Source organism: Pseudomonas putida, from assembly GCF_025905425.1.
Classification (GTDB): Bacteria; Pseudomonadota; Gammaproteobacteria; order Pseudomonadales; family Pseudomonadaceae; genus Aquipseudomonas; species Aquipseudomonas putida_AF.
In genome coordinates, this window is sequence record NZ_CP109603.1 from 5,906,598 (window position 1) to 5,928,035 (window position 21,438).

Here is a 21,438-nt window from a genome sequence, read left to right on the forward strand (position 1 = left end):
TTGTCCCATCCTCCAATAAAAGGGCATGATGTGCCCTTAGATTGGTTGTATACAATCCATTGAACAATTCAACTGGCTGGCCACTTGACACCCCCTTGACTCATATCAGCAAGGGGCTGAACGGTTTCAGGCAGTCTCGCAATTGATAAAACCCTGCCAAGGAGATTCATGATGTTTGCGAAAGCTGTAGCGGTATCCCTGCTGACCCTCGCCAGCGCCTCTGTCTTCGCAGCCGAGTGCTCGGTGACTGTCGAATCGACGGACCAGATGTCCTATACCACCAAGGAATTCACCGTCGACAAGAGCTGCAAGGAGTTCACCGTCAAATTGACCCACTCCGGCAACCTGCCGAAGAACGTCATGGGCCATAACCTGGTGATCAGCAAGACTGCCGACATGCAGGGTATTGCCACCGAAGGCATGGGCCAGGGCATCGAGAAGGGCTATCTGAAAGAAGATAACGCCAACATCATTGCCCACACGGCGATGATCGGTGCACCTGAGAAAGAAACCGAAGTGAAGTTCGACACCTCCAAGCTGGAAGCCGGTGGCGACTACAGCTTCTTCTGCACCTTCCCGGGCCACATCTCGATGATGAAAGGCAAGGTTGTCGTCAAGTAATGACTTGAGGCAATAGGAGGGCTTTGCCCTCCATTCGCGGGGCAAGCTGGCTCCCACACAGGTTCCGTACTGAACTCAGACTAGCGGGGTATCTGTGGGAGCGGGCTTGCCCCGCGAAGCTTTTAGGGGGCGAACGGCAGTTCGCGCTTGTGTTGGGTCTTGCGGTAGGTCGCGACGATGATGTCGAACGCCACCTGATCGACCGGCAGCCCATGCAGGAACGCATCGATCTGCTGGTAGGTCACCCCATGCGAAGCCTCGTCCGGTTTGCCCGGCTCCAGGTCTTCCAGGTCCGCAGTCGGTACTTTCTCCACCAGCGACTCCGGCGCACCAAAGCGGCGCGCAATCGCCCGTACCTGGTTCTTCACCAGCCCGCTCAGCGGTGCCAGGTCGCACGCGCCATCACCAAACTTGGTAAAGAAACCCATCACCGCTTCGGCCGCATGATCAGTGCCGATCACAAGGCCCGCACGGGCACCGGCAATGGTGTATTGGGCGACCATGCGGGTACGCGCCTTGACGTTGCCGACAACGAAATCCACCAGCGTCGGCGAGCCGTTCTTCAACTCCACCACTTCAGCTGCCAATGCCCTCACTGCCGGGGCGATATCCACAGTGTGCACTTCATCGGCCTTGATCACTTCAAGGCACGCCTGGGCGTCATGCTCGTCATGCTGCACCTGATAGGGCAAGCGTACGGCAATGAAGGTGTAGGCCTTATCGCCGGTTTCAGCGCGTAGCTCGTTGATCGCGCGCTGGGCAAGCAGGGCAGCGGTCAGTGAGTCGACGCCGCCGCTGATGCCCAATACCAGCGTCTTGAGCCGGGCATTGGCCAGGCAGCCCTTGATGAACGCCACACGCCGGGCCACTTCGTTGTCGAGCGCGGCGGCATCGGCGAACGGCGGCTGCACTTTGAGCGCTTGGGCAATCTCTCGCTGAACGGCTTGCATGGGTTACTCCTTGCTGGGGATTTTGAAAACGTGGCGCATGTAGGCAACGAAATTCTCGTCGCGGCATTGGGTCTTGGCCGCCTCGTCCGAGATCTTCGCCACCGGCGAGCCGTTGCAGTCGGTCATTTTAAGCACGATGTTCATCGGTGCCACACCCGGTATGTCGCAGGTCAGGTTGGTACCAATGCCGAAACTGACGTTGATGCGACCGCGCAGAGCGCGGAAGATTTCCAGCGAGCGGGTCAGGTTGAGGCCGTCGGAAAACACCAGGGTCTTGGTCATCGGGTCGATGCCCAGCTTCTGATAATGGACGATGGCTTTTTCCGCCCAGGCCACCGGCTCGCCCGAGTCGTGGCGCAGGCCGTCGAAGAGCTTGGCGAAGTACAGGTCGAAATCGTTGAGGAAGGCGTCCATGGTGATGCAGTCGGTCAGGGCGATGCCCAGCAGGCCGCGGTACTCGCGTACCCAGCAGTCCAGCGCGGCGCTCTGGCTGTCGATCAACCGCGGGCCGAGCTGTTGGTGGGCCATGATCCATTCGTGGGCCATGGTGCCCAGCGGCTTGATATCCAGTTTCCATGCCAGGTCGACGTTGCTGGTGCCAACGAAACGGGCCGGGAAGTCATCGCGCAGTACCCGTACCACCTCTTCCTGCACACGGCTGGAAAAACGCCGGCGGGTACCGAAGTCGGCCACCTGCAGGTCGGCCAGCTCGTCGTCACTGGCATGGGCGCGCAACCAATCGAACTTGCGGTACAGCTGGTCACGGGCTTCAGCCAGGCGCATGTGCGGGTGCAGGTGACGGTTGCGCACTTCGCTGATGATGGCCAGCAAGGGCACTTCGAAGAGGATCACGTGCAGCCAAGGGCCACGCAGGCGCAGAAACAGTTGATCGTGTTCGATACCGATGTGCACGTAGCGCAGGTTGAAGCGGAACAGGCGCAAAAACCGCAGGAAGTCGGGCTTGAGGAAGCTGATGCGTTCTAGAAAGGCCAGTTGGCCCTCATCCAGGGTCAGCTCGCTGAGCAGTTCGAGCTGGTTGCGAATCTCGCCGAGGTACGGGCGCAGGTCTTCGCCGTTGCGGCAGCGGAACTCCCATTCCACGTCGGCGTCCGGGTAGTTGTGCAGCACGCCCTGCATCATGGTGAGTTTGTAGAAGTCGGTGTCGAGCAGGTTGTGCACGATGCGCTCGGCGAATGCGCTTTCGCTCATCAGGGGGCTCCAAAGCGGCGAATGGCGGCCATTGTGCCAGTCTTTTGCAATTTCATGTTTCTGTGCGGCCCATTCGCGGGCAAGCCCGCTCCCAGGCTGGGCATCGAGAATGCCAAAACAGGTTTTTTTCCGTGCACCAGCTAGCCTTCAAACGGTGCTGCCTGTAGCAGTCGCGCACCAGCGGTGTGCACTTCGGTGACGTCGGCTGTTACAGGGCGGTTGCACGTAAACACTTGCCAGGGTTGCAATGATGGCACTTAACGGTTGCTCCTTGTCTGTACGAGTGGTGGCGCCTGCCGCAGGGCAGACGGTTGCACGCTCAATAAAGAAAAGGCCGTCGGTCGCCTGCCGGCTACCTTCACAGTGTGTTTTCCCGGAATACAAAACCAATGGCACGGCCCTTGCTCAGAGCACAGGGTTGAGAAGTTGTAGTGCCAACCAAAAAAAACTCTAGGAGCACCACCTCATGTCGCAGACGTTTTACAAGAAAGGTTTCCTGGCTCTGGCCGTAGCTACAGCACTGGGTGTTTCTTCGTATGTTCAGGCCGACATCAAGATCGGCGTCGCAGGCCCGATGACCGGTGCCAACGCAGCGTTTGGCGAGCAGTACATGAAAGGTGCCCAGGCGGCAGCCGACAAGATTAACGCCGAAGGCGGGGTCAACGGCGAGAAGATCGTCCTGGTAAAAGGCGATGACGCCTGCGAACCCAAGCAGGCCGTGGCCGTGGCCAACCGCCTGGCCGATCAGGACAAGGTCGTCGGTGTGGTGGGGCACTTCTGTTCTTCCAACACCATCCCGGCGTCCGAGGTGTATGACGAAGCGGGCATCATCGCCATTACCCCCGGTTCGACCAACCCACAGGTGACCGAGCGCGGGCTCAGCGGCATGTTCCGCATGTGCGGCCGTGACGACCAGCAAGGCATCGTTGCCGGTGACTACATCGTCGATGTGCTCAAGGGCAAGAAGGTTGCCGTGCTGCACGACAAGGACACCTACGGCCAAGGCCTGGCCGATGCCACCAAGGCGCAGCTGGAGAAGCGCGGCGTCAAGCCTGTGCTGTACGAGGGCCTGACCCGCGGCGAGAAAGACTTCAGCGCTGTGGTCACCAAGATCCGTTCCACCGGCGCCGATGTGGTCTATTTCGGTGGCCTGCACCCCGAAGCCGGCCCGCTGGTACGCCAACTGCGCGAACAAGGCCTGAAGGACGTCAAGTTCATGTCCGATGACGGCATCGTCACCGATGAGCTGGTCTCCACGGCTGGTGGCCCGCAGTACGTCGATGGCGTCTACATGACCTTCGGCGCCGACCCACGCCTGTTGCCCGACAGCAAGGCCGTCGTGGAAGAGTTCCGCAAGAACGGTACCGAGCCTGAAGGCTACACCCTGTACGCCTATGCCTCGCTGCAGGCACTTGCCGCCGCATTCAACGGCGCCAAGTCGAACAAAGGCGAGGACGCCGCCAAGTGGCTCAAGGCCAACCCGGTCAAGACCGTCATGGGCGAGAAAAAGTGGGACAGCAAGGGCGACCTGACCGTGTCCGACTACGTGGTCTACCAGTGGGACAAGGACGGCAAGTACCACCAGCTGGATAAACAAAAATAATAACGGCAGCCAGCCCGGGCACGCGCCCGGGCCAATGCCCCTGCGGTACCTGTCTTTATTCGGAGATCTGCACAGTTCTGCGCTGCGAGGGCCGCTTCATCCGGGACCTGCCGTGGTCGGCACTTGTGCAGTCTCACTCAGGTGAGATTGCGTTATGGATGGTATTTTCCTGCAGCAGCTGGTCAACGGCCTGACCCTCGGGTCGGTCTATGGCCTGATCGCCATCGGCTACACAATGGTCTATGGCATTATCGGCATGATCAACTTCGCGCACGGCGAGGTGTATATGATTTCCGCGTACCTCGCGGCAATCAGCCTGGCATTGCTGGCCTATTTCGGCGTCGAGTCGTTCCCGCTACTGATGCTGGGCACACTGTTGTTCACCGTCGTCGTCACGGGCGTTTATGGCTTCACCATCGAACGCATCGCCTACAAGCCCCTGCGCAACTCCACCCGGCTGGCACCGCTGATCAGTGCCATCGGCATTTCGTTGATCCTGCAAAACTACGCACAGATCAGCCAGGGCGCTCGCCAGCAAGGCGTGCCGACCCTGCTTGAAGGCGCCATGCGGGTAGAGGTGGGCACAGGCTTCGTGCAACTGACCTACACCAAGATCTTTATCCTGATTGCCGCGTTCGTCGGCATGGGCCTGCTCACCTACGTGATCAAGTACACCAAGCTCGGCCGCATGTGCCGCGCCACGCAGCAGGACCGCAAGATGGCCTCGATCCTGGGCATCAACACCGACCGGGTGATTTCCTACGTGTTCGTCATCGGTGCGGTAATGGCCGCCCTGGCCGGCGTGCTGATCACCATGAACTACGGCACCTTCGACTTCTATGCCGGCTTCATCATCGGCATCAAGGCGTTCACGGCGGCCGTACTGGGCGGCATCGGCTCGCTACCGGGGGCCATGCTCGGCGGCATCATCCTGGGCATCTCCGAGTCGCTGTTCTCTGGCCTGATCAACTCCGACTACAAGGACGTGTTCAGCTTCTCGCTGCTGGTGATGATCCTCATCTTCCGTCCCCAAGGCCTGTTGGGTCGCCCGCTCGTGGCTAAGGTGTGAACATGTCCACTGCCAAAACTGCCCCTGTTTCCGAAACCACCGGTTTCGACCTCAAACGCAGCCTGCTGGAGACCTTAGTCGCCGGCCTGCTGGCGCTTATTGTCTTTGGCCCTGTCGTCGGCGTGGTGCTCGACGGCTACACCTTCAATGCCGAACCCCGCCGTGTGGCCTGGCTGGTCGGCGGCGTGATGGTCGGGCGCTTCCTGCTCAGTTTGTACCTGCAGACGGGCGTCGGGCGCCGCATGCTCCAGGGCTTCGACAGCGGTGGCTCGGGCGTGCATGTCAACGCACCGAACTACAAGTCGCGCCTGCGCTACATCATCCCGGCGCTGATCGTGATCGCCATCGTGTTCCCGATCTTTGCCAACAAGTACCTGCTGACCGTGGTCATCCTCGGCCTGATCTACGTATTGCTGGGCCTTGGCCTGAACATCGTGGTCGGCCTGGCGGGGCTGCTCGACCTGGGTTACGTGGCGTTCTACGCCATCGGTGCCTACGGCCTGGCGCTGGGCTACCAGTACCTGGGCCTGGGCTTCTGGAGCGTGCTGCCACTGGCGGCCATCGCCGCAGCGCTGGCGGGGTGCATACTCGGCTTCCCGGTGTTACGCATGCACGGTGACTACTTGGCGATCGTGACCCTGGGCTTTGGCGAGATCATCCGTCTGATATTGAACAACTGGTTGTCGTTCACCGGCGGGCCGAACGGCATGCCGGCGCCGTCGCCAACCTTTTTCGGCTTGGAGTTCGGCCGTCGGGCCAAGGACGGCGGGGTGCCGATCCACGAGTTCTTCGGCTTCGATTACAACGCCAACCTGAAGTTCGTGTTCATCTACGCCGTGCTGTTCCTGGTGGTGCTGGCAGTGCTGTACATCAAGCACCGGTTGACGCGCATGCCGGTCGGCCGCGCCTGGGAAGCGCTGCGCGAAGACGAAATCGCCTGCCGCTCGATGGGCCTGAACCACGTGCTGGTCAAGCTCTCGGCGTTCACCCTCGGGGCATCCACTGCGGGCCTTGCCGGTGTGTTCTTTGCCACTTACCAGGGCTTCGTCAACCCGTCTTCATTCACCTTCTTCGAGTCGGCGTTGATCCTCGCCATTGTCGTACTGGGCGGCATGGGCTCGACCGTCGGTGTGGTGATCGCGGCATTCGTGCTGACTGTGGCGCCAGAGCTGCTGCGCAGCTTCTCCGAATACCGGGTGTTGCTGTTTGGCGTATTGATGGTGTTGATGATGATCTGGCGACCGCGTGGGCTGATCCGCATCAGCCGTACCGGTGTGGTCCCGCGTAAAGGAGTGGCGCCATGAGCGACGATATCATTCTGTCGGTCGACAACCTGATGATGCAGTTTGGCGGCATCAAGGCGCTGAGCGACGTGAGCCTCAAGGTCCGGCGCAACCAGATCTTCGCGCTGATCGGCCCCAACGGTGCTGGCAAGACCACGGTGTTCAACTGCCTGACCGGTTTCTACAAGGCCAGCGGTGGGCGTATTGAGCTGAACGTGCGCGGCAGCCAGACCAACGTCATCCAGTTGCTCGGCGAGCGCTTCCAGCCGGCGGACTTTGTTTCGCCTGCCCGCTTTGCCAACCGCCTGTACTACAAGATGTTCGGCGGCACCCACCTGGTCAACCGCGCGGGGCTTGCCCGAACCTTCCAGAACATTCGCCTGTTCAAGGAAATGTCGGTAGTGGAGAACCTGCTGGTGGCCCAGCACATGTGGGTCAACCGCAACCTGCTGGCCGGGGTGCTCAACACCAAGGCCTACCGCAAGGCCGAGAGCGATGCGCTGGACCATGCGTTCTACTGGCTGGAGGTGGTCGACCTGGTCGACTGCGCCAACCGCCTGGCCGGTGAGTTGTCTTACGGCCAGCAGCGTCGCCTGGAGATTGCCCGGGCCATGTGCACGCGGCCTAAGATCATCTGCCTGGACGAACCGGCCGCCGGCCTCAACCCGCAGGAAACCGAGGCCCTGAGTGGCATGATCCGCGTGCTGCGTGACGAGCACGACATCACCGTGGTGCTGATCGAACACGACATGGGCATGGTCATGAGCATCTCCGACCATATCGTCGTGCTCGACCATGGCAACGTGATCGCCGAAGGCGCGCCACAGGAAATCCGCAACAACCCGACGGTGATTGCCGCCTACCTGGGTGCAGACGAAGAGGAACTGGTATGAGTGCACCCATTCTCGAACTGAAAGACCTGGATGTGTTCTACGGGCCGATCCAGGCCCTGAAGAAGGTGTCGATGCACATCAACGAGGGCGAGACGGTGAGCCTGATCGGCGCCAACGGTGCCGGCAAGTCGACCCTGCTGATGTCGATTTTCGGCCAACCGCGCGCGTCGTCGGGGCACATCGTGTACCGCGGTACCGACATCACCCGCAAGTCCTCGCACTACATCGCCTCCAACGGTATCGCCCAGTCGCCGGAAGGGCGGCGGGTGTTCCCCGACATGACGGTCGAGGAAAACCTGATGATGGGCACCATCCCGATTGGCGACAAATATGCCAAGGAGGACATGGAGCGCATGTACGAGCTGTTCCCGCGGCTGAAGGAGCGGCGTACCCAGCGGGCGATGACCATGTCGGGCGGTGAGCAGCAGATGCTCGCCATCGCCCGTGCGCTGATGAGCCGACCGAAGTTGCTGCTGCTCGATGAGCCGTCACTGGGGTTGGCGCCGATCGTGGTCAAGCAGATCTTCTCGACCTTGCGTGAACTGGCCAAGACCGGGATGACCATTTTCCTGGTGGAGCAGAACGCCAACCATGCGCTGAAGCTGTCGGACCGTGCGTATGTGATGGTCAACGGGCAGATCCGCATGACCGGGACGGGGCAGGAGTTGTTGGTGAACGAAGAAGTGCGCAGCGCTTATCTGGGCGGGCACTGAGGTGTAATTCGGGGCTGCAAGTCAGCCCCAATCACTCTAACCACAGATGTGGACAACTTGTCGCACATCGTGCTCAAGCCGACTTACAACCTCATCGCAAGCCATTGTTTCCACAGCCGTCTTTTACCCACGGATAATGTGGAGCCGCCTGTGGAAAACATGGGTGCACCTCGCTAGAGCCCTTTGTTATCAAGCCCTGCAGGGTATTGATCATTTTTTGATCGCTTTGCTCTTGTGGATGATTTTCCAGCGGATTTTACCCACACCCTGCTGTGCGCAAGTAGCCTGAAAGCCTGTGGATAAATCTGTGTAAAAACGTTGGACAGACCGCTGCAAGCGGCATGATTGAAAGCTTTGCGCCATCACTGCAGATGATATCCACCGACCGCTGATGGCTGAAAGGGTTCCGCCAAGCACAAGAGTTGCCCCCAATCCGTGGGGAAAGCCTTGTGGATAACGTGCGCATAGCTGGCGCCAGGCCGTCTACAACGGGGCTTTGACCAAAGTGATCAATATTTGATCAGTTGCTTCAATAGCTTGCTGCCTGCGGGGTACGAAGGCATGCTGCAACCCCCTGCCGACATTAATCCACAGCGAGGAACACAGCATGACGTCCACCGTATTCATCACTGGCGCGACTTCTGGTTTCGGTGAAGCCACTGCCCGACGTTTCGCCGAGGCCGGCTGGAAGCTGATCCTCACGGGCCGCCGCAAGGAACGCCTGGACGCCCTGTGCGCCGAACTGTCGGCCAAGACCGAAGTACACGGGCTGGTGCTGGATGTGCGCGACCGGAAGGCCATGGAGCATGCCATCGCCACGCTGCCGCCTGGTTTCGACACGCTACGCGGCCTGGTCAACAATGCAGGCCTCGCGCTGGGCGTCGATGCGGCGCAAAACTGCAGCCTGGACGACTGGGAAACCATGGTCGACACCAACATCAAGGGCCTGATGTACACCACGCGCCTGCTGCTGCCCCGGTTGATCGCCCACGGGCGTGGTGCGTCGATCCTCAACGTCGGCTCGGTGGCGGGCAATTACCCGTACCCGGGCAGCAACGTGTATGGCGGCACCAAGGCGTTTGTCGGGCAGTTCTCGCTGAGCCTGCGTTGCGACCTGCGTGGCACGGGCGTGCGTGTCAGCAACATCGAGCCGGGGCTGTGCGAGAGTGAGTTTTCGCTGGTGCGCTTTGGGGGTGATCAGGCCAAGTATGACGCGACCTACGCCGGTGCCGAGCCGATCCAGCCGCAGGATATTGCCGAGACCATTTTCTGGATCCTCAACCAGCCGGCGCACATCAACATCAACAGCCTGGAGCTGATGCCGGTGAGCCAGGACTGGGCTGGGTTCTCGATCGACCGTTCGGTCAAAGGTTAATCCGAAGGCCTCTTCGCGGGGCAAGCCCGCTCCCACATCGATGGTCCTCCCAAGCCTCCCAGTGAAAGCCTAAGCTTTCACTGGGAGGACCATTTCATTAGGTAAAGCGCCGTGCACAAATACCTGTGGGAGCGGGCTTGCCCCGCGAATGCGTTAGCTCAAGCGCTGCAAGCCTTCCAGGCAAGTCGCCAAGTGATAAGGCGTAGTCGAAGGCATGTCATGCCGGCTGACGGCACCCTCACTGTCCCGGCACTCATACCAGCCGCCATCATGCAGGAACCGCTGCTCCAGCGCCCGCAACTGCGCAGCCAGCTTCGCTTCACTCCCCGCGCGTAATACCAGCGCCCGCAAGTACTCCGCCTGGGCCCAGATCCGCTGGGTGGCATCGATCACCTTGCCGTCCACTGCCAACATCGCCAATACGGCCGAATCCTTCACTCCGCACTGTTCGGCATAATCGAACGCGCGGGCAATCGAAGCGTGCAGTGGGGTTTCGCGTAGCAGTGCCGAGGTATCGAGCAGATAGAACCACTCGAATTGATGGCCGGGTTCGAACCAGTTATCCACAGCCCCGCGTGGTTTTTCCAGCATCAGGCCATGCTGCGGTTCGATGAACTGCGCCTGCAGGGCATCGCACAGTTGCAGCAACGCCTGCTGCACGCCGTGATCTTCACGCACGGCAAGCACCTGCAGGAAAGCTTCGGCCAGGTGCATCTGCGGGTTCTGCAGTGGGCCGCTGCCCAGGTCGGCCCAGTCTTCACCGAGGCTGGCCTCGTACAGGCCGTCGTCGCGGGCGAACTGCTCACTGACGATTTCCAGGGCAGCGTTCAGCGCGGAGGCCACCAGGCTGTCGCCGACCTTGCCCCAGTAATGCGCGCAGGCAAACACGATGAACGCGTGGGTGTAGAGGTCTTTGCGGCGGTCCAGCGGCTTGCCTTCGGCATCGATGCTGTAGAACCAGCCGCCGTGTTCGGCATCATGAAAATGCCGCTGCAGCGAGCGGAACAACGCCGCCGCCCGCTCTGCCGAGCCCGGTTGCTCGATGCGGCTGCTGAACAGGTACAGCTGGCGCGCACAGGCCATCGCCCGGTAGCGCTGAACCGGCAATGGCCGGTGCTGGGCATCCAGGGCCTCAAAGGGCAGGGCCATTTCGACATTCCAGCCCGGGCCTTGCCACAACGGCACGATACGCTCGGCGAAGTGCTGGTTGAAGCGGGCCAGTTCGGGCGGGGTGGGGCGGGGGTCGGACATGAAAGCGCTCGTCACAATCGGGCAGTGCGCCATGGTAGCAGAACTGGGGTTTTGGGTTGTTTACGTGGGCCTCTTCGCGAGCAAGCCCCGCTCCTACAGGTCGTTGAACTGCTCTTGAAAACGGTGCCATTCGTGTGGGAGCGGGCTTGCCCGCGAAGAGGCGATTACAGCCCACAGATCAGCTCGGGTTGCTCAGCCCTTGCCAATGCCGTGCGCCGACGAAGATGAAGCGCAACTGCTGGGTGATCTTTTCCTGTGCGGTCAGGGCCTGTGGATAACCCGCGTCGGGGTTGTCGATCAGCTCGGGCAGGGTGGCGAACACCGTCTTCACCACAAGGTCGGCCATCACCGCCAGCGCCGCGCCGTCCAGGTGCTGCCAACGTTTCATGCGCGCGAGGTCAGTAGCCAGGTCGTCACTGATGTCTTGGCGCAGGCGTGCAATCGCCTGGCGAACCGCCTGCGAGCCGCCGTATTGCTCACGGGCCAGGAACAGGAACTGGGCCCGGTGGGCGGCGACCACGTCGAGGAAGATACGCACCGAGGCGTCGGTGATGCCGCCAAACTCGAATTCGTTCTGGCGCACCAGGCGGATAGTCTGGCGGAAGGTGGTATCGACCTCGGCCACCAGGGCCAGGCCGAGAGCGTCCATGTCGGAAAAATGCCGGTAGAAACCGGTCGGCACGATACCCGCCGTTTTCGCCACTTCGCGCAGGCTGATGCTGCCGAAGCCACGGCCACTCTCCATGAGCTGGCAGGCGGCATCGAGCAGGGCCTGGCGGGTCTGTAGCTTCTGTTCGGCACGCGGCAGCATGGGTCAGGATTCTGTGTCGGTCGAGGCAGGGCACTCTAGATAATAAAACGAAGCCCGGTCAATGGACCGGGCTTGGAGGTGAGCAGGCATTGTGCTGCAGGTTGTTCTTTTCGGCCATGGCGATCAGCTCACACGGCTGAGTTCAACCAGGCGATCCGAGCCACCTTCAGCTACGCGGCCACTTTGTTCGATCAAGCGGTCCGAGCCACCTTCAGCTACGCGGCCACTTTGTTCGATCAAGCGGTCCGAGCCACCTTCAGCAACACGGCCACTTTGTTCGATCAGTCGGTCCGAGCCACCTTCAGCTACGCGGCCACTTTGTTCGATCAGGCGGTCCGAGCCACCTTCGGCAACGCGGCCACTTTGTTCGATGAGGCGATCAGAACCACCTTCGGCAACGGTTTTCAGCGGCTGGGCGATTTCAGCGGCGCTGGAGCGCGATTCGGCGGAGAGGTGCTGATCGGCAGCTGGCAGGGCGAAGGCGTTGGCAGCAAGGATGGACAGGGTCAGGGTCAGCAGGTGGCGTTTCATGATTTCGGTGCTCCTCTGGGGGGCTGGAAAGTGGGTACGGAGCCAATGCTACGCCCGGTAACGCCAGAGAAAAGTTCATAAGGATAATGGTAACAATCGACAGCATTGATAGAGGTCGCCAGAGGCTCTAAAGCGGCTATCTCGACGTGAATAGTGGCTGTTTGCCTCTATCTTTGGCGAGTAACGCTACGCCGCTGGCCTGACCAAATGCTGAGCAAGAAGCCAGGAAAAACTTCGCTATCATGGCGCCACAGATAAAACCCAGCGGGTTTTCATCAGTCCGAGTTAATGAGTGCCATCGGCACCCGCTACGTGCCATGCCGTCAGGAGAATCACGCAATGACGCGACCCGCCAGAATCCTCGTCTGGACCCTTGCCACCCTGTTGACCCTGCTGGCCATACTGGTGGTGGTAATCGCCACCTTCGACTGGAACCGCGTCAAGCCGTTGCTCAACGAGAAGGTCTCCGAGGCCCTGCACAGGCCTTTCGCAATCAATGGCAACCTTGCAGTGCAGTGGCGTACCGAACCTGAAGAAGGCGGTTGGCGCGCGTGGGTGCCTTGGCCGCATTTCATCGCCGAAGACCTGACCCTGGGCAACCCCGAGTGGCTCAAGGCGCCGACCATGGTCGGCCTCGAACGTGTCGAGTTCCGCCTGGCGCCGCTGCCGCTGGTGTTCCAGCAGATCGTCATCCCGCGTATCAACCTGACCAAACCGACCGCCAGCCTTACCCGCCTGGCCGATGGCCGTGCCAACTGGGCCTTCGACTTCGGCCCCAAGGACGAACACGCAGAGCCCTCGAAATGGCAGCTGGATATCGGCGCCATTGGTTTTGATCAAGGCAATGTCAGCCTCGACGACCAGACCCTGAAGACCAGCATGAAGGTGCAGATCGACCCGCTGGGCAAGCCGATCCCGTTCAGCGACATCGTCGGCAAGGCACATGCCGAGCAAACCGGCGGTGCCCAGGACTATGCCTTCGGCCTCAAGGCGCAGGGCCGCTACAAAGGCCAGCCGGTGTCCGGCACTGGCAAGATCGGTGGCCTGCTGGCACTGCAGGACGCCAGCCAACCCTTCCCCTTGCAGGCCGACGTACGCATCGCCGATACCCATGTGGTGCTTGCCGGTACCCTGACCGACCCGCGCAACCTCGGCGCGCTTGATCTGCGCCTGCGGCTGTCCGGCAAAAGCCTGGGCAACCTCTACCCGCTGACCGGCGTGACCTTGCCGGATACACCGGCCTATGCCACCGACGGCCACCTCAATGCCAACCTGCATGCCGCGCAGGGCGCGACCTTCAATTACCAAGGCTTCAACGGCAAGATCGGCGACAGTGATATCCACGGTGACCTGGCCTTCGTCGCCAGCCAGCCACGGCCCAAGCTGTCCGGTAAGCTGGTCTCGAACCAGCTGTTGTTCAAGGACCTGGCGCCGCTGATCGGGGCCGATTCCAACGCCGAACAGAAGGCACGCGGCGGGGCCAGCAAGCAGCCGGCAGGCAAGGTGCTGCCGGTGGAGGAGTTCCGTACCGAACGCTGGCGGGCCATGGATGCCGACGTCGAATTTGCCGGTAAGCGCATCGTCCACAGTGAACAATTGCCGTTCAATGACCTGTCTGCCCACGTGATTTTGGAAGATGGCCTGCTGCGCCTGGAACCGCTGCGCTTTGGCGTGGCTGGCGGCAACCTGGCCTCCAGGATCCGCCTGGACGGGCGCAGCGTACCCTTGCAGGGCCGCGCGCAGCTGACTGCGCGGGGCTTCAAGCTCAAGCAGTTGTTCCCCAGTTTTGCGCCGATGCAGACCAGCTTTGGCGAACTCAACGGCGATGCTGACATCACCGGCCGCGGTAACTCGGTCGCAGCGCTGCTGGGCACGGCCAATGGCGACCTGCGCATGCTGATCAATGATGGCGCGATCAGCCGCAGCCTGATGGAAATCGCCGGGTTGAACGTGGGCAACTACGTGATTGGCAAGTTGTTCGGCGACGAGGATGTGCAGATCAACTGCGCGGCGGCCGATGTCGGCATCAAGGATGGGCTGGCGACAACGCGCCTGTTCATCTTCGATACCGAGAACGCGATTATCTACATCAATGGCACGGCCAACTTTGCCAGTGAGCAGCTTGATCTGAAGATCACCCCGGAATCCAAAGGCCTGCGGCTGTTCTCGTTGCGTTCGCCGCTGTATGTACGGGGGCCATTCGCCAAGCCCAGTGCGGGTGTGCAGGCGCTGCCGTTGGCCTTGCGTGGTGCGGGGATGGTGGCATTAGGGGTGGTCGCGGGGCCGGCGGCGGGGCTGCTGGCATTAATCGCGCCGAGCAGTGGCGATGAGCCTAATCAGTGCACGCCGTTGTTGCAGCAGATGAAGGCGGGCAAGGCGCTGACTGAGGTCAAAGGCAAGAAATAGGTGAAGGGGGGCCGCTTTGCGGCCCATTCCGGCCGGTCCGGCGCCCCGGCAAGGCCGCTCCCACAGGTTCAGGCTTTGCGGAGCACTTGTGGGAGCGGCCTTGTGCCGCGAAAGGGCTGCAAAGCAGCCCCAGCGATTACAGCCCTTGCAGCAGATCGGACATATCGTCCGCATGCTCTTCTTCCTGCGCCAGGATGTCTTCGAAGATACGCCGCGTGGTCGGGTCGCTATCCCCAATGTACTGAATGATCTCCCGGTAGCTGTCGATCGCGATGCGTTCGGCGACCAGGTCTTCCAGCACCATTTCTTTCAGATTACTGCCCGCCACGTACTGGGCATGGGAATTCTTGGTCAGGTTATCCGGGTTGAAATCCGGCTCGCCACCCAACTGCACGATCCGCTCGGCCAGCTTGTCGGCATGCTCGGCTTCCTGGTTGGCATGTTCGAGAAACTCCTCGGCCGCAACGCTGGCCTTGATACCGCTGGCCATGAAGTAGTGGCGCTTGTAACGCAGCACGCAGACCAGCTCGGTAGCCAGCGACTCGTTCAGCAGGCGCAGGATTTCGGTACGGTCGGCGTGGTAACCCTCGGTCACCGCGCCTTGCTCGACGTGCTGGCGGGCACGTTCGCGCAGGGTTTTCACATCGGTCAGTTCAACGTTGCTCATGGTTATCTCCAAACGGATCAGGACGGGGGGGCAAGGTGTACCGAAGGCTCACGCGCCGTGGACGGCGTCGCTGTCCTCTTCTCGTTGCTTGCAGGTCTTGAAGCCCTTCGCATCGACATGCCCGGTGGCGTCGAAACGCACGTAGTAGGGCTGCTGCTGGCCGTCGCGGTTGAGGATGTAGTCGTTGCAGGTGCCCCCATGCGGCAGGTCGATCACGTTGGAGGGGCTACCACCGATGGCAATGACCTTCTGCATGGTCATGCCGTGTTCGACCTGCTTGACCAGCGGCTCATCGCGGTAAGTGACGTAATCCACCGGGTTTTCCGGGCGGCTGCCGCAGGCGGCGAGGGTTGCGCTGGCCAGAAGGATTGCCAGGGTCTGCTTGTACATGGTCCCGCTCCTTGCTCAGGGGTTTGTTCTGGTTTGGAACCGCGCGGCGCGTCAGGAGTTCGATTGCGATGGTCATCGAAGCCGCTGTAGTGTGGGCCGTCGTCCACGGAGAGGGGCAGGGCAATGGGGCAGGAACTGGCTACGCGATACCCTGTGGTGCTGGTGCCGGGCATGCTCGGTTTCGTTCGGGTGCTGCTCTACCCCTACTGGTTCGGGATTGTGCCGGCCTTGCGCAAGGGCGGCGCGCGGGTACATGCCGTGCAGGTGTCGCCGTTGCATTCCAGCGAAGTACGCGGCGAGCAGTTGCTGGCGATCATCGAAGACATCTGCCAGCGCAGCGGCGCGCCCAAGGTCAACCTCATCGGCCATAGCCAGGGCGCCCTGGATGCGCGCTATGCGGCCGCGAAACGGCCCGACCGGGTGGCTTCGGTGACGTCGGTGGCCGGGCCCAATCATGGCTCTGAACTGGCCGATCACCTGGAGCGCACGGCGCCTGGCGATTCACCTCAGGGGCGTATTCTCAAGGCCGTGCTGCATGGCCTGGCAGTGCTGCTGGTAGGGCTGGAAACCGGTTGGCGGCGTGACCGCTTGCCCATCGATGTGCACGCCTCGCACCAGTCGCTGACCAGCGCCGGGGTGGCGCTGTTCAACCAGGCGTATCCACAGGGCCTGCCCGACACCTGGGGCGGTGAAGGGCCGGCTGAGGTCAATGGCGTGCGCTACTACTCCTGGTCGGGCACCTTGCAGCCCGGCCTTACCGACCAGGGGCGCAACCGTTTTGACGGCAGCAACCGCTTTTGCCGCCTGTTCGCCCGCAGTTTCGTCAAGGAAAAGGGCCATTGTGATGGCATGGTCGGGCGCTTCAGCTCACACCTGGGGCAGGTGATCGGTGATGACTATCCGCTCGACCACCTGGACATCGTCAACCAGTCGCTGGGGGCGGTGGGCAAGGGCGCGGAACCGGTGCGGCTGTTCACCGAGCACGCGGCCCGGCTCAAGGCTGCGGGGTTGTAAGGCGGCGCACGGGTGTGGTCCAGCGTTCGGCAAGAATCACCCCGACCAGGGTCAGCAGGCCGCCGACCAGGTGGTAGCTGGCCAGTTGTTCCTCCAGCACCACGGCGGCGATCAAGGCGGTTGCCAGTGGCAGCAGGTTGAAGAACAGTGTGGTGCGGCTTGGCCCCAGGCGATGCACGGCTTGCATCCATACCAGCGGTGCGATCATCGAGGCCAGCACGCAAGCGTACAGCACCAGGCCGATGTTGCGAGCGTTCAGCCCGGTCTTCTGCGACAGCAGGAACAGCGGCAGCAACACAACGATGGCCACCAGCACCTGCAAGTACAACAACTGCAAGGGCGGCAGGCGCAGCTGCCATTTCTTCAGCAGGAAGCTGTACAGCGCGTAGGCCAGGGTGGCCACCAGCATCAGCAGGTCGCCGCTGTTCAGGCCCTGCTCCAGCAAGGCACCTGGTTGGCCCGCACTGACCACTTCCAGCACGCCGAAGAACGACACCACCGCGCCGGCCAAAGCACCGTAGCTCAGGCGCTGACCGAGCCAGGCGATGGACAGGGCCAGCGACATCAACGGCATCAGCGAGAGGATGATGCCCATGTTGGTGGCGCTGGTGATGCTGGCGGCGAAGTACGCCAGGCTCTGGTACAGGGCCATGCCCAGCACGCCGAGGACGAACACCTTGCCCAGGTGCGGGCGGATGGCGGTGCGGTTGCGCCACACGGCGGGCAGCAGAAACGGGGTGAACAGCAGGCCAGCCAGCAGCCAGCGGTAGAAGCCGATCTCGGCGGGGTGGATGGCACCGGCGGACAGCTTGGTGACCACGGTGTTGCCAGCCCAGATGAGGATGGCGAGGAGGGGGAAGGTGTAGTTCATATCGCGGTTACTCGGTTTGGCCAGGTTGGGGCTGCCTTGCAGCCCTTCGCGGGTAAGCCCACTCCCACAGATACAGGGGCAGCGCTCTAGCTGTGGGAGCAACTGTCTTCTTGTGGAAGCTGGCCTTGCCGGCGATGGGGCGCGTAGCGCCCCAGGCCCGGCTGTGCCGGGCATCGCCAGCAAGGCTTGCTCCTACGAATGAGCTATTTGCTCCTTCCAGGGCGTTCCGGTCTTGAGCATCGCATTTAGCCTCACTATCAATACTCGCATACACGCCACCACCGATACTTTCGCGCACTTCCCCTGGGCTCGCAGTGCTTTGTAGCGCTCGCAGAAGTCCTTGTTGTGCCGTATCACCACCCAGCAGGCCATATAGAGCGCCCGCCTGACTTGTGAGCGCCCCCCCCAGATTGAACGCTTGCCCGACTGCTTGCCGCTGTCCTGGTTGAACGGCGCAACACCGACCAAGGCGGCAATTTCCTTCTTATCCACCTGGCCCAGCTCTGGCAGCAAGGCCATCAGCTTTCCGGCAGTAATCAGACCAATTCCTTTGACTTGAGTGAGCTGTTTAACCCGGTCATCAGGCAAAGCTGCTGCCTGCTGTGCGATCTCTTGTTCCAGCGCTCGAATTTCACCCTTCAGATAGGCGATGTGTTGTTCCAACCGCAAACAAACACTGGGAGCCCGCGCCTGCTTCAGGCGCCGCTTGTCATCGTCGCGCTGTTGGACGAAGCGATCCCGCTGCATAAGCAGTTCGCGCAGCAAGGCCCGCTCGGGTGTCATCACCTGGCAAGGCCGTGGGGGCATAACTTCAGCCAGGTGAGCCAAAACAGCTGCGTCAATGGGATCGGTCTTGGCGCGTTTACCCATCGACTTGGCAAAGTCCCGGGCACGACTGGGATTGATCCGGCAAACCGGAAAATCGGCATCCTGCAGCGCTTTGAGGACATTGCACTCGTAGCCACCGGTAGCTTCGAGCAAGACCATTGAAACTGCATACCCGCCAAGCTTTTCGACGAGCAGTTGGAATCCCTTCAAGTCATTGGAAACACTGAAGTTCACCCCCTCAGGGCGGATGTGAACAGCAAGTGTGGCACTGGAAACATCGATGCCGACAGAGGAAGACATGGCCAAACCCTCTTAAACTCAAGGAGTGAGAGCGCTTTGGCTTGGCCCACGCTTGTGATTCGAGATTACGCCCCTCATCCAACTGTTCGGGCTCTCGCCAAAGTGGAACGGTGAATGGCAGCTTTTGCTCCCACACGTGCTCTGGGCACCTCGGGCTATCAGCTTGCCATTCACCGCTCTCACTTCAGATTCTATTCCCTCTCCAAGACACAAGCGGGCTTGCCCGCGAAGGCCTGCGCAGCAGGCCCCTATAGCCCGGTATTATCCGCTGTCTGTTCACAAGCCTATACTTGTATCCAGACAACCCGCCCTTTGAAGCAGACAGCATGCCGCGCAAATACCTCGTGATCCCAGGTTTCGACCAACTCCCGGCGCCGGTGTACTTTCGCCACGACGAATTCGGCGCTCGCACCCACAGCGCCCCCCACTGCCACGCCTGGGGCCAGCTGAACTACGCCGCCCACGGCGTCATGCACCTGGACGTCGAAGGCCAGCGTTTCCTTTCGCCGCCGCACTATGCCGTGTGGGTGCCGCCGGGCACCGAACATGGCTGTTACAACCCACAGGCCATCGTCTATCGCTCGGTCTACCTGGACCGCAGCCTGTGCGCCGACCTGCCGCAACAGCCGTGCAGCCTGGTCATCAGCGATATCCTCAAGGCCATCCTCGGCGACTTCGCTCGGCGTGAGCTGAGCGTGGCGCAGGACGAGCGCGACCAGCGCCTGGTGCAGGTGCTGCTCGACCAGTTGCTGCTGGCGCCGACCCAGACCTGCTACCTGCCCTTCGCCCGCAGCGAGGGCCTGGGCCAGGTGCTCGACGGTTTGAGCCACGCCCCGGGTGACAATCGCCCGCTGGCCGACTGGGCGGCGCAGGTGCATGTCAGCGAACGGACCCTGGCCCGTCAGTTCATCCGCGAACTGGGCATCAGTTTTGGCGAGTGGCGCCTGCGCCTGCGCTTTCTGCGGGCTATCGAGGCGCTGGAAGCGGGCTTGCCTATCCAGGCCATTGCCTTCGACCTCGGCTACAGCAGCGCCTCGGCATTCATTGCCATGTTCCAGCGCCAGGCCCACTGCACCCCGGAGCAGTACCGGCGTCAGGCGCGGGCTGGGGTGTAAGCATTTTTGTCTACACTCAGTTGCACCACCGTGCATTGGGCGCGGAGACCAGGAGACCACTCCATGAAGCTGTTGCAAATGCCATTGCTGGTATTGGCTGTGTTGTTCAGCGCGCAGGGATTCGCCGCCACCGCGCAACAGGAAAAGATGACCACGTGCAATGCCGACGCCACCGCCAAGGCGCTCAAGGGCGATGAGCGCAAGGCGTTCATGAGCAACTGCCTGAAGAAGAGCGTGCCTGCCACCCAGCAGGAAAAGATGAAGACCTGCAACGCCGATGCCAGCACCAAAGCACTCAAGGGTGACGAACGCAAGGCGTTCATGAGCGACTGCCTTAAGAAGAAATGACCTGCGCCTATGCCTGTAGGACGAAGGCTGGCAGACTGCGGGTCTTTTCCGTTGTCTGCCCCTGAGGCTGTATGACTTTCACCCCCCGCCAGGTCACCCTGGCCAGTTGGATCATCGTGTTTGCCGGCCTGTTGCTGGCGCTGCCCCTGAAGCTGCTGCCGAGCCTGCTTGCCGGTTTGCTGGTGTTCGAACTGGTCAACATGCTCACGCCGCGGTTGCAGCCACTGATTGCCGGGCAACGCGCCCGCTGGCTGGCCGTGGCCCTGCTCGGCACCTTGGTGGTCAGTACCCTGACCCTGCTGATCGCTGGCGCGTTCAGCTTCCTGCTGCACGAGGCGGAGAACCCCGGGGCTTCGCTGGACAAGTTCATGGCCCTGGTCGAGCGGGCCCGTGGGCAGTTGCCGCCGTTCATCGAAGGCTACCTGCCGGCCAGTGCCGCCGAGTTCAAAGTGGCCATCGGCGACTGGCTCAAGAGCCACCTGGGCGAGCTGCAACTGGTGGGCAAGGGCATGGCGCACATGTTCGTCACCTTGCTGATCGGCATGATCCTCGGGGCCATCGTTGCCCTGCAGCGTATCCCTGACATTTCTCGGCGCAAGCCGTTGGCGGCAGCCTTGTTCGAACGCCTGAGCCTGCTGGTGCAGGCGTTTCGCAACATTGTCTTCGCGCAGATCAAGATCTCGCTGCTCAACACCACCTTCACGGGCATTTTCCTGGCCGTGGTGCTGCCGATGTTTGGTGTGCACCTGCCGCTGACCAAGACGCTGATCGTGCTGACCTTCCTGCTCGGCCTGCTGCCGGTGATCGGCAACCTGATGTCCAACACCCTGATCACCATTGTCGGGCTGTCATTGTCGATCTGGGTGGCGATGGCGGCGTTGGGGTATCTGATCGTTATCCACAAAGTCGAGTACTTCCTCAACGCGCGGATCGTGGGCGGGCAGATCAGTGCCAAGTCATGGGAGCTGCTGCTGGCGATGCTGGTGTTCGAGGCGGCATTCGGCTTGCCGGGGGTGGTGGCGGGGCCGATCTACTATGCCTACCTGAAGAGTGAGCTCAAGCGGGTGGAGCTGGTCTAGCCTGAATGGGCCTCTTCGGGGCAAGCCCGCTCCCACAGGTACACCACAGTGTTCAAGTACAGTGGAGTACCAGTGGGAGCGGGCTTGCCCGCGAAGAGGCCCACTCAGGCG

At 61.5% G+C, this 21,438-nt stretch carries 21 protein-coding genes; 12 read left to right on the forward strand and 9 right to left on the reverse strand.

Annotated features, from left to right (window positions below; translation table 11 throughout):
- Window positions 1-171 precede the first annotated feature (171 nt).
- On the forward strand, window positions 172-621 hold the full coding sequence (azu, locus tag OGV19_RS26565; RefSeq protein WP_264314012.1) for an azurin: 450 nt from the start codon (window positions 172-174) through the stop codon (window positions 619-621).
- Window positions 622-743: 122 nt separating this feature from the next.
- Here the strand turns inward: azu and nadE are convergent, their stop codons facing one another.
- Both nadE and pncB read right to left on the reverse strand, forming a co-directional pair.
- On the reverse strand, window positions 744-1,571 hold the full coding sequence (nadE, locus tag OGV19_RS26570) for an NAD(+) synthase (protein WP_264311375.1): 828 nt from the start codon (window positions 1,569-1,571) through the stop codon (window positions 744-746).
- 3 nt (window positions 1,572-1,574) lie between these two features.
- Entirely contained in the window at window positions 1,575-2,780 is a 1,206-nt protein-coding gene (pncB, locus tag OGV19_RS26575; RefSeq protein ID WP_264311376.1) for a nicotinate phosphoribosyltransferase, read from the reverse strand.
- Between the two features lie 466 nt (window positions 2,781-3,246).
- Here pncB and OGV19_RS26580 point away from each other — a divergent pair, with 466 nt between their 5' ends.
- The 6 genes from OGV19_RS26580 to OGV19_RS26605 all read left to right on the forward strand — a co-directional run bounded on the left by OGV19_RS26580 (window position 3,247) and on the right by OGV19_RS26605 (window position 9,716).
- Window positions 3,247-4,383: a branched-chain amino acid ABC transporter substrate-binding protein gene (locus OGV19_RS26580; RefSeq protein WP_264311377.1), complete on the forward strand. Its 1,137-nt coding sequence runs from the start codon at window positions 3,247-3,249 to the stop codon at window positions 4,381-4,383.
- A gap of 154 nt (window positions 4,384-4,537) precedes the next feature.
- Window positions 4,538-5,452: an ABC transporter permease subunit gene (locus tag OGV19_RS26585; protein WP_264311378.1), complete on the forward strand. Its 915-nt coding sequence runs from the start codon at window positions 4,538-4,540 to the stop codon at window positions 5,450-5,452.
- 2 nt (window positions 5,453-5,454) lie between these two features.
- The gene (gene livM, locus OGV19_RS26590; protein ID WP_264311379.1) at window positions 5,455-6,756 is read left to right on the forward strand and encodes a high-affinity branched-chain amino acid ABC transporter permease LivM; all 1,302 of its coding nucleotides are present in this window, start codon (window positions 5,455-5,457) and stop codon (window positions 6,754-6,756) included.
- Window positions 6,753-7,628 carry an ABC transporter ATP-binding protein gene (locus OGV19_RS26595; protein WP_264311380.1) on the forward strand — a complete coding sequence of 292 codons (876 nt, stop codon included), beginning with the start codon at window positions 6,753-6,755 and terminating at the stop codon, window positions 7,626-7,628. Before livM ends, OGV19_RS26595 begins: the two co-directional genes overlap by 4 nt.
- On the forward strand, window positions 7,625-8,341 hold the full coding sequence (locus tag OGV19_RS26600) for an ABC transporter ATP-binding protein (protein WP_264311381.1): 717 nt from the start codon (window positions 7,625-7,627) through the stop codon (window positions 8,339-8,341). Before OGV19_RS26595 ends, OGV19_RS26600 begins: the two co-directional genes overlap by 4 nt.
- 607 nt (window positions 8,342-8,948) lie before the next feature.
- Complete coding sequence (locus tag OGV19_RS26605) at window positions 8,949-9,716, forward strand: SDR family oxidoreductase (RefSeq protein ID WP_264311382.1); 768 nt, start codon at window positions 8,949-8,951, stop codon at window positions 9,714-9,716.
- 153 nt (window positions 9,717-9,869) lie between these two features.
- Here the strand turns inward: OGV19_RS26605 and OGV19_RS26610 are convergent, their stop codons facing one another.
- The 3 genes from OGV19_RS26610 to OGV19_RS26620 form a co-directional block, all read right to left on the reverse strand.
- On the reverse strand, window positions 9,870-10,967 hold the full coding sequence (locus OGV19_RS26610; RefSeq protein ID WP_264311383.1) for an AGE family epimerase/isomerase: 1,098 nt from the start codon (window positions 10,965-10,967) through the stop codon (window positions 9,870-9,872).
- Window positions 10,968-11,145: 178 nt separating this feature from the next.
- Window positions 11,146-11,778 (reverse strand): TetR family transcriptional regulator, encoded by a 633-nt coding sequence (locus OGV19_RS26615; protein WP_264311384.1) that lies wholly within the window; start codon window positions 11,776-11,778, stop codon window positions 11,146-11,148.
- Window positions 11,779-11,901: 123 nt separating this feature from the next.
- Window positions 11,902-12,309, reverse strand: a complete 408-nt coding sequence (locus OGV19_RS26620; protein ID WP_264311385.1) for a phage infection protein — start codon at window positions 12,307-12,309, stop codon at window positions 11,902-11,904.
- 339 nt (window positions 12,310-12,648) lie between these two features.
- On the opposite strand from OGV19_RS26620, the gene OGV19_RS26625 reads away from it, so the two are divergent.
- Entirely contained in the window at window positions 12,649-14,715 is a 2,067-nt protein-coding gene (locus tag OGV19_RS26625) for an AsmA family protein (RefSeq protein WP_264311386.1), read from the forward strand.
- Between the two features lie 136 nt (window positions 14,716-14,851).
- Here OGV19_RS26625 and OGV19_RS26630 read toward each other — a convergent pair whose 3' ends face one another.
- Window positions 14,852-15,382, reverse strand: coding sequence for a ferritin-like domain-containing protein (locus tag OGV19_RS26630; RefSeq protein WP_027592557.1), 531 nt, complete (start codon window positions 15,380-15,382; stop codon window positions 14,852-14,854).
- A 48-nt stretch (window positions 15,383-15,430) separates the two neighbouring features.
- Window positions 15,431-15,772, reverse strand: coding sequence for an osmotically-inducible lipoprotein OsmE (osmE, locus tag OGV19_RS26635; protein WP_264311387.1), 342 nt, complete (start codon window positions 15,770-15,772; stop codon window positions 15,431-15,433).
- A gap of 123 nt (window positions 15,773-15,895) precedes the next feature.
- Here osmE and OGV19_RS26640 point away from each other — a divergent pair, with 123 nt between their 5' ends.
- Window positions 15,896-16,786 (forward strand): esterase/lipase family protein, encoded by an 891-nt coding sequence (locus OGV19_RS26640; RefSeq protein ID WP_264311388.1) that lies wholly within the window; start codon window positions 15,896-15,898, stop codon window positions 16,784-16,786.
- Here OGV19_RS26640 and OGV19_RS26645 read toward each other — a convergent pair.
- Entirely contained in the window at window positions 16,767-17,657 is an 891-nt protein-coding gene (locus tag OGV19_RS26645; protein WP_264311389.1) for a DMT family transporter, read from the reverse strand. The genes OGV19_RS26640 and OGV19_RS26645 overlap by 20 nt on opposite strands.
- Window positions 17,658-17,849: 192 nt before the next feature.
- Window positions 17,850-18,785 carry an IS110 family transposase gene (locus tag OGV19_RS26650; protein ID WP_264309399.1) on the reverse strand — a complete coding sequence of 312 codons (936 nt, stop codon included), beginning with the start codon at window positions 18,783-18,785 and terminating at the stop codon, window positions 17,850-17,852.
- 326 nt (window positions 18,786-19,111) lie between these two features.
- Between OGV19_RS26650 and OGV19_RS26655 the strand changes: the two genes are divergently transcribed.
- The 3 genes from OGV19_RS26655 to OGV19_RS26665 all read left to right on the forward strand — a co-directional run bounded on the left by OGV19_RS26655 (window position 19,112) and on the right by OGV19_RS26665 (window position 21,327).
- Complete coding sequence (locus OGV19_RS26655; protein WP_264311390.1) at window positions 19,112-19,900, forward strand: AraC family transcriptional regulator; 789 nt, start codon at window positions 19,112-19,114, stop codon at window positions 19,898-19,900.
- Between the two features lie 63 nt (window positions 19,901-19,963).
- Window positions 19,964-20,248: a PsiF family protein gene (locus tag OGV19_RS26660; protein ID WP_264311391.1), complete on the forward strand. Its 285-nt coding sequence runs from the start codon at window positions 19,964-19,966 to the stop codon at window positions 20,246-20,248.
- Between the two features lie 71 nt (window positions 20,249-20,319).
- A complete protein-coding gene (locus tag OGV19_RS26665) occupies window positions 20,320-21,327 on the forward strand; it encodes an AI-2E family transporter (protein ID WP_264311392.1) in 1,008 nt (335 codons plus the stop codon).
- The last annotated feature ends 111 nt before the right edge of the window (window positions 21,328-21,438 follow it).

Bases quoted from the DNA above. Each gene is read 5' to 3' on its own strand.
- OGV19_RS26610 (WP_264311383.1), bottom strand. From the start codon at position 10,967: ATGTCCGACCCCCGCCCCACCCCGCCCGAACTGGCCCGCTTCAACCAG.
- OGV19_RS26665 (WP_264311392.1), top strand. From the start codon at position 20,320: ATGACTTTCACCCCCCGCCAGGTCACCCTGGCCAGTTGGATCATCGTG.
- OGV19_RS26660 (WP_264311391.1), top strand. From the start codon at position 19,964: ATGAAGCTGTTGCAAATGCCATTGCTGGTATTGGCTGTGTTGTTCAGC.
- OGV19_RS26645 (WP_264311389.1), bottom strand. From the start codon at position 17,657: ATGAACTACACCTTCCCCCTCCTCGCCATCCTCATCTGGGCTGGCAAC.
- OGV19_RS26580 (WP_264311377.1), top strand. From the start codon at position 3,247: ATGTCGCAGACGTTTTACAAGAAAGGTTTCCTGGCTCTGGCCGTAGCT.
- OGV19_RS26600 (WP_264311381.1), top strand. From the start codon at position 7,625: ATGAGTGCACCCATTCTCGAACTGAAAGACCTGGATGTGTTCTACGGG.
- pncB (WP_264311376.1), bottom strand. From the start codon at position 2,780: ATGAGCGAAAGCGCATTCGCCGAGCGCATCGTGCACAACCTGCTCGAC.
- OGV19_RS26615 (WP_264311384.1), bottom strand. From the start codon at position 11,778: ATGCTGCCGCGTGCCGAACAGAAGCTACAGACCCGCCAGGCCCTGCTC.
- OGV19_RS26605 (WP_264311382.1), top strand. From the start codon at position 8,949: ATGACGTCCACCGTATTCATCACTGGCGCGACTTCTGGTTTCGGTGAA.
- OGV19_RS26650 (WP_264309399.1), bottom strand. From the start codon at position 18,785: ATGTCTTCCTCTGTCGGCATCGATGTTTCCAGTGCCACACTTGCTGTT.
- nadE (WP_264311375.1), bottom strand. From the start codon at position 1,571: ATGCAAGCCGTTCAGCGAGAGATTGCCCAAGCGCTCAAAGTGCAGCCG.
- osmE (WP_264311387.1), bottom strand. From the start codon at position 15,772: ATGTACAAGCAGACCCTGGCAATCCTTCTGGCCAGCGCAACCCTCGCC.
- OGV19_RS26585 (WP_264311378.1), top strand. From the start codon at position 4,538: ATGGATGGTATTTTCCTGCAGCAGCTGGTCAACGGCCTGACCCTCGGG.
- OGV19_RS26655 (WP_264311390.1), top strand. From the start codon at position 19,112: ATGCCGCGCAAATACCTCGTGATCCCAGGTTTCGACCAACTCCCGGCG.
- livM (WP_264311379.1), top strand. From the start codon at position 5,455: ATGTCCACTGCCAAAACTGCCCCTGTTTCCGAAACCACCGGTTTCGAC.
- azu (WP_264314012.1), top strand. From the start codon at position 172: ATGTTTGCGAAAGCTGTAGCGGTATCCCTGCTGACCCTCGCCAGCGCC.
- OGV19_RS26595 (WP_264311380.1), top strand. From the start codon at position 6,753: ATGAGCGACGATATCATTCTGTCGGTCGACAACCTGATGATGCAGTTT.
- OGV19_RS26625 (WP_264311386.1), top strand. From the start codon at position 12,649: ATGACGCGACCCGCCAGAATCCTCGTCTGGACCCTTGCCACCCTGTTG.
- OGV19_RS26630 (WP_027592557.1), bottom strand. From the start codon at position 15,382: ATGAGCAACGTTGAACTGACCGATGTGAAAACCCTGCGCGAACGTGCC.
- OGV19_RS26640 (WP_264311388.1), top strand. From the start codon at position 15,896: ATGGGGCAGGAACTGGCTACGCGATACCCTGTGGTGCTGGTGCCGGGC.
- OGV19_RS26620 (WP_264311385.1), bottom strand. From the start codon at position 12,309: ATGAAACGCCACCTGCTGACCCTGACCCTGTCCATCCTTGCTGCCAAC.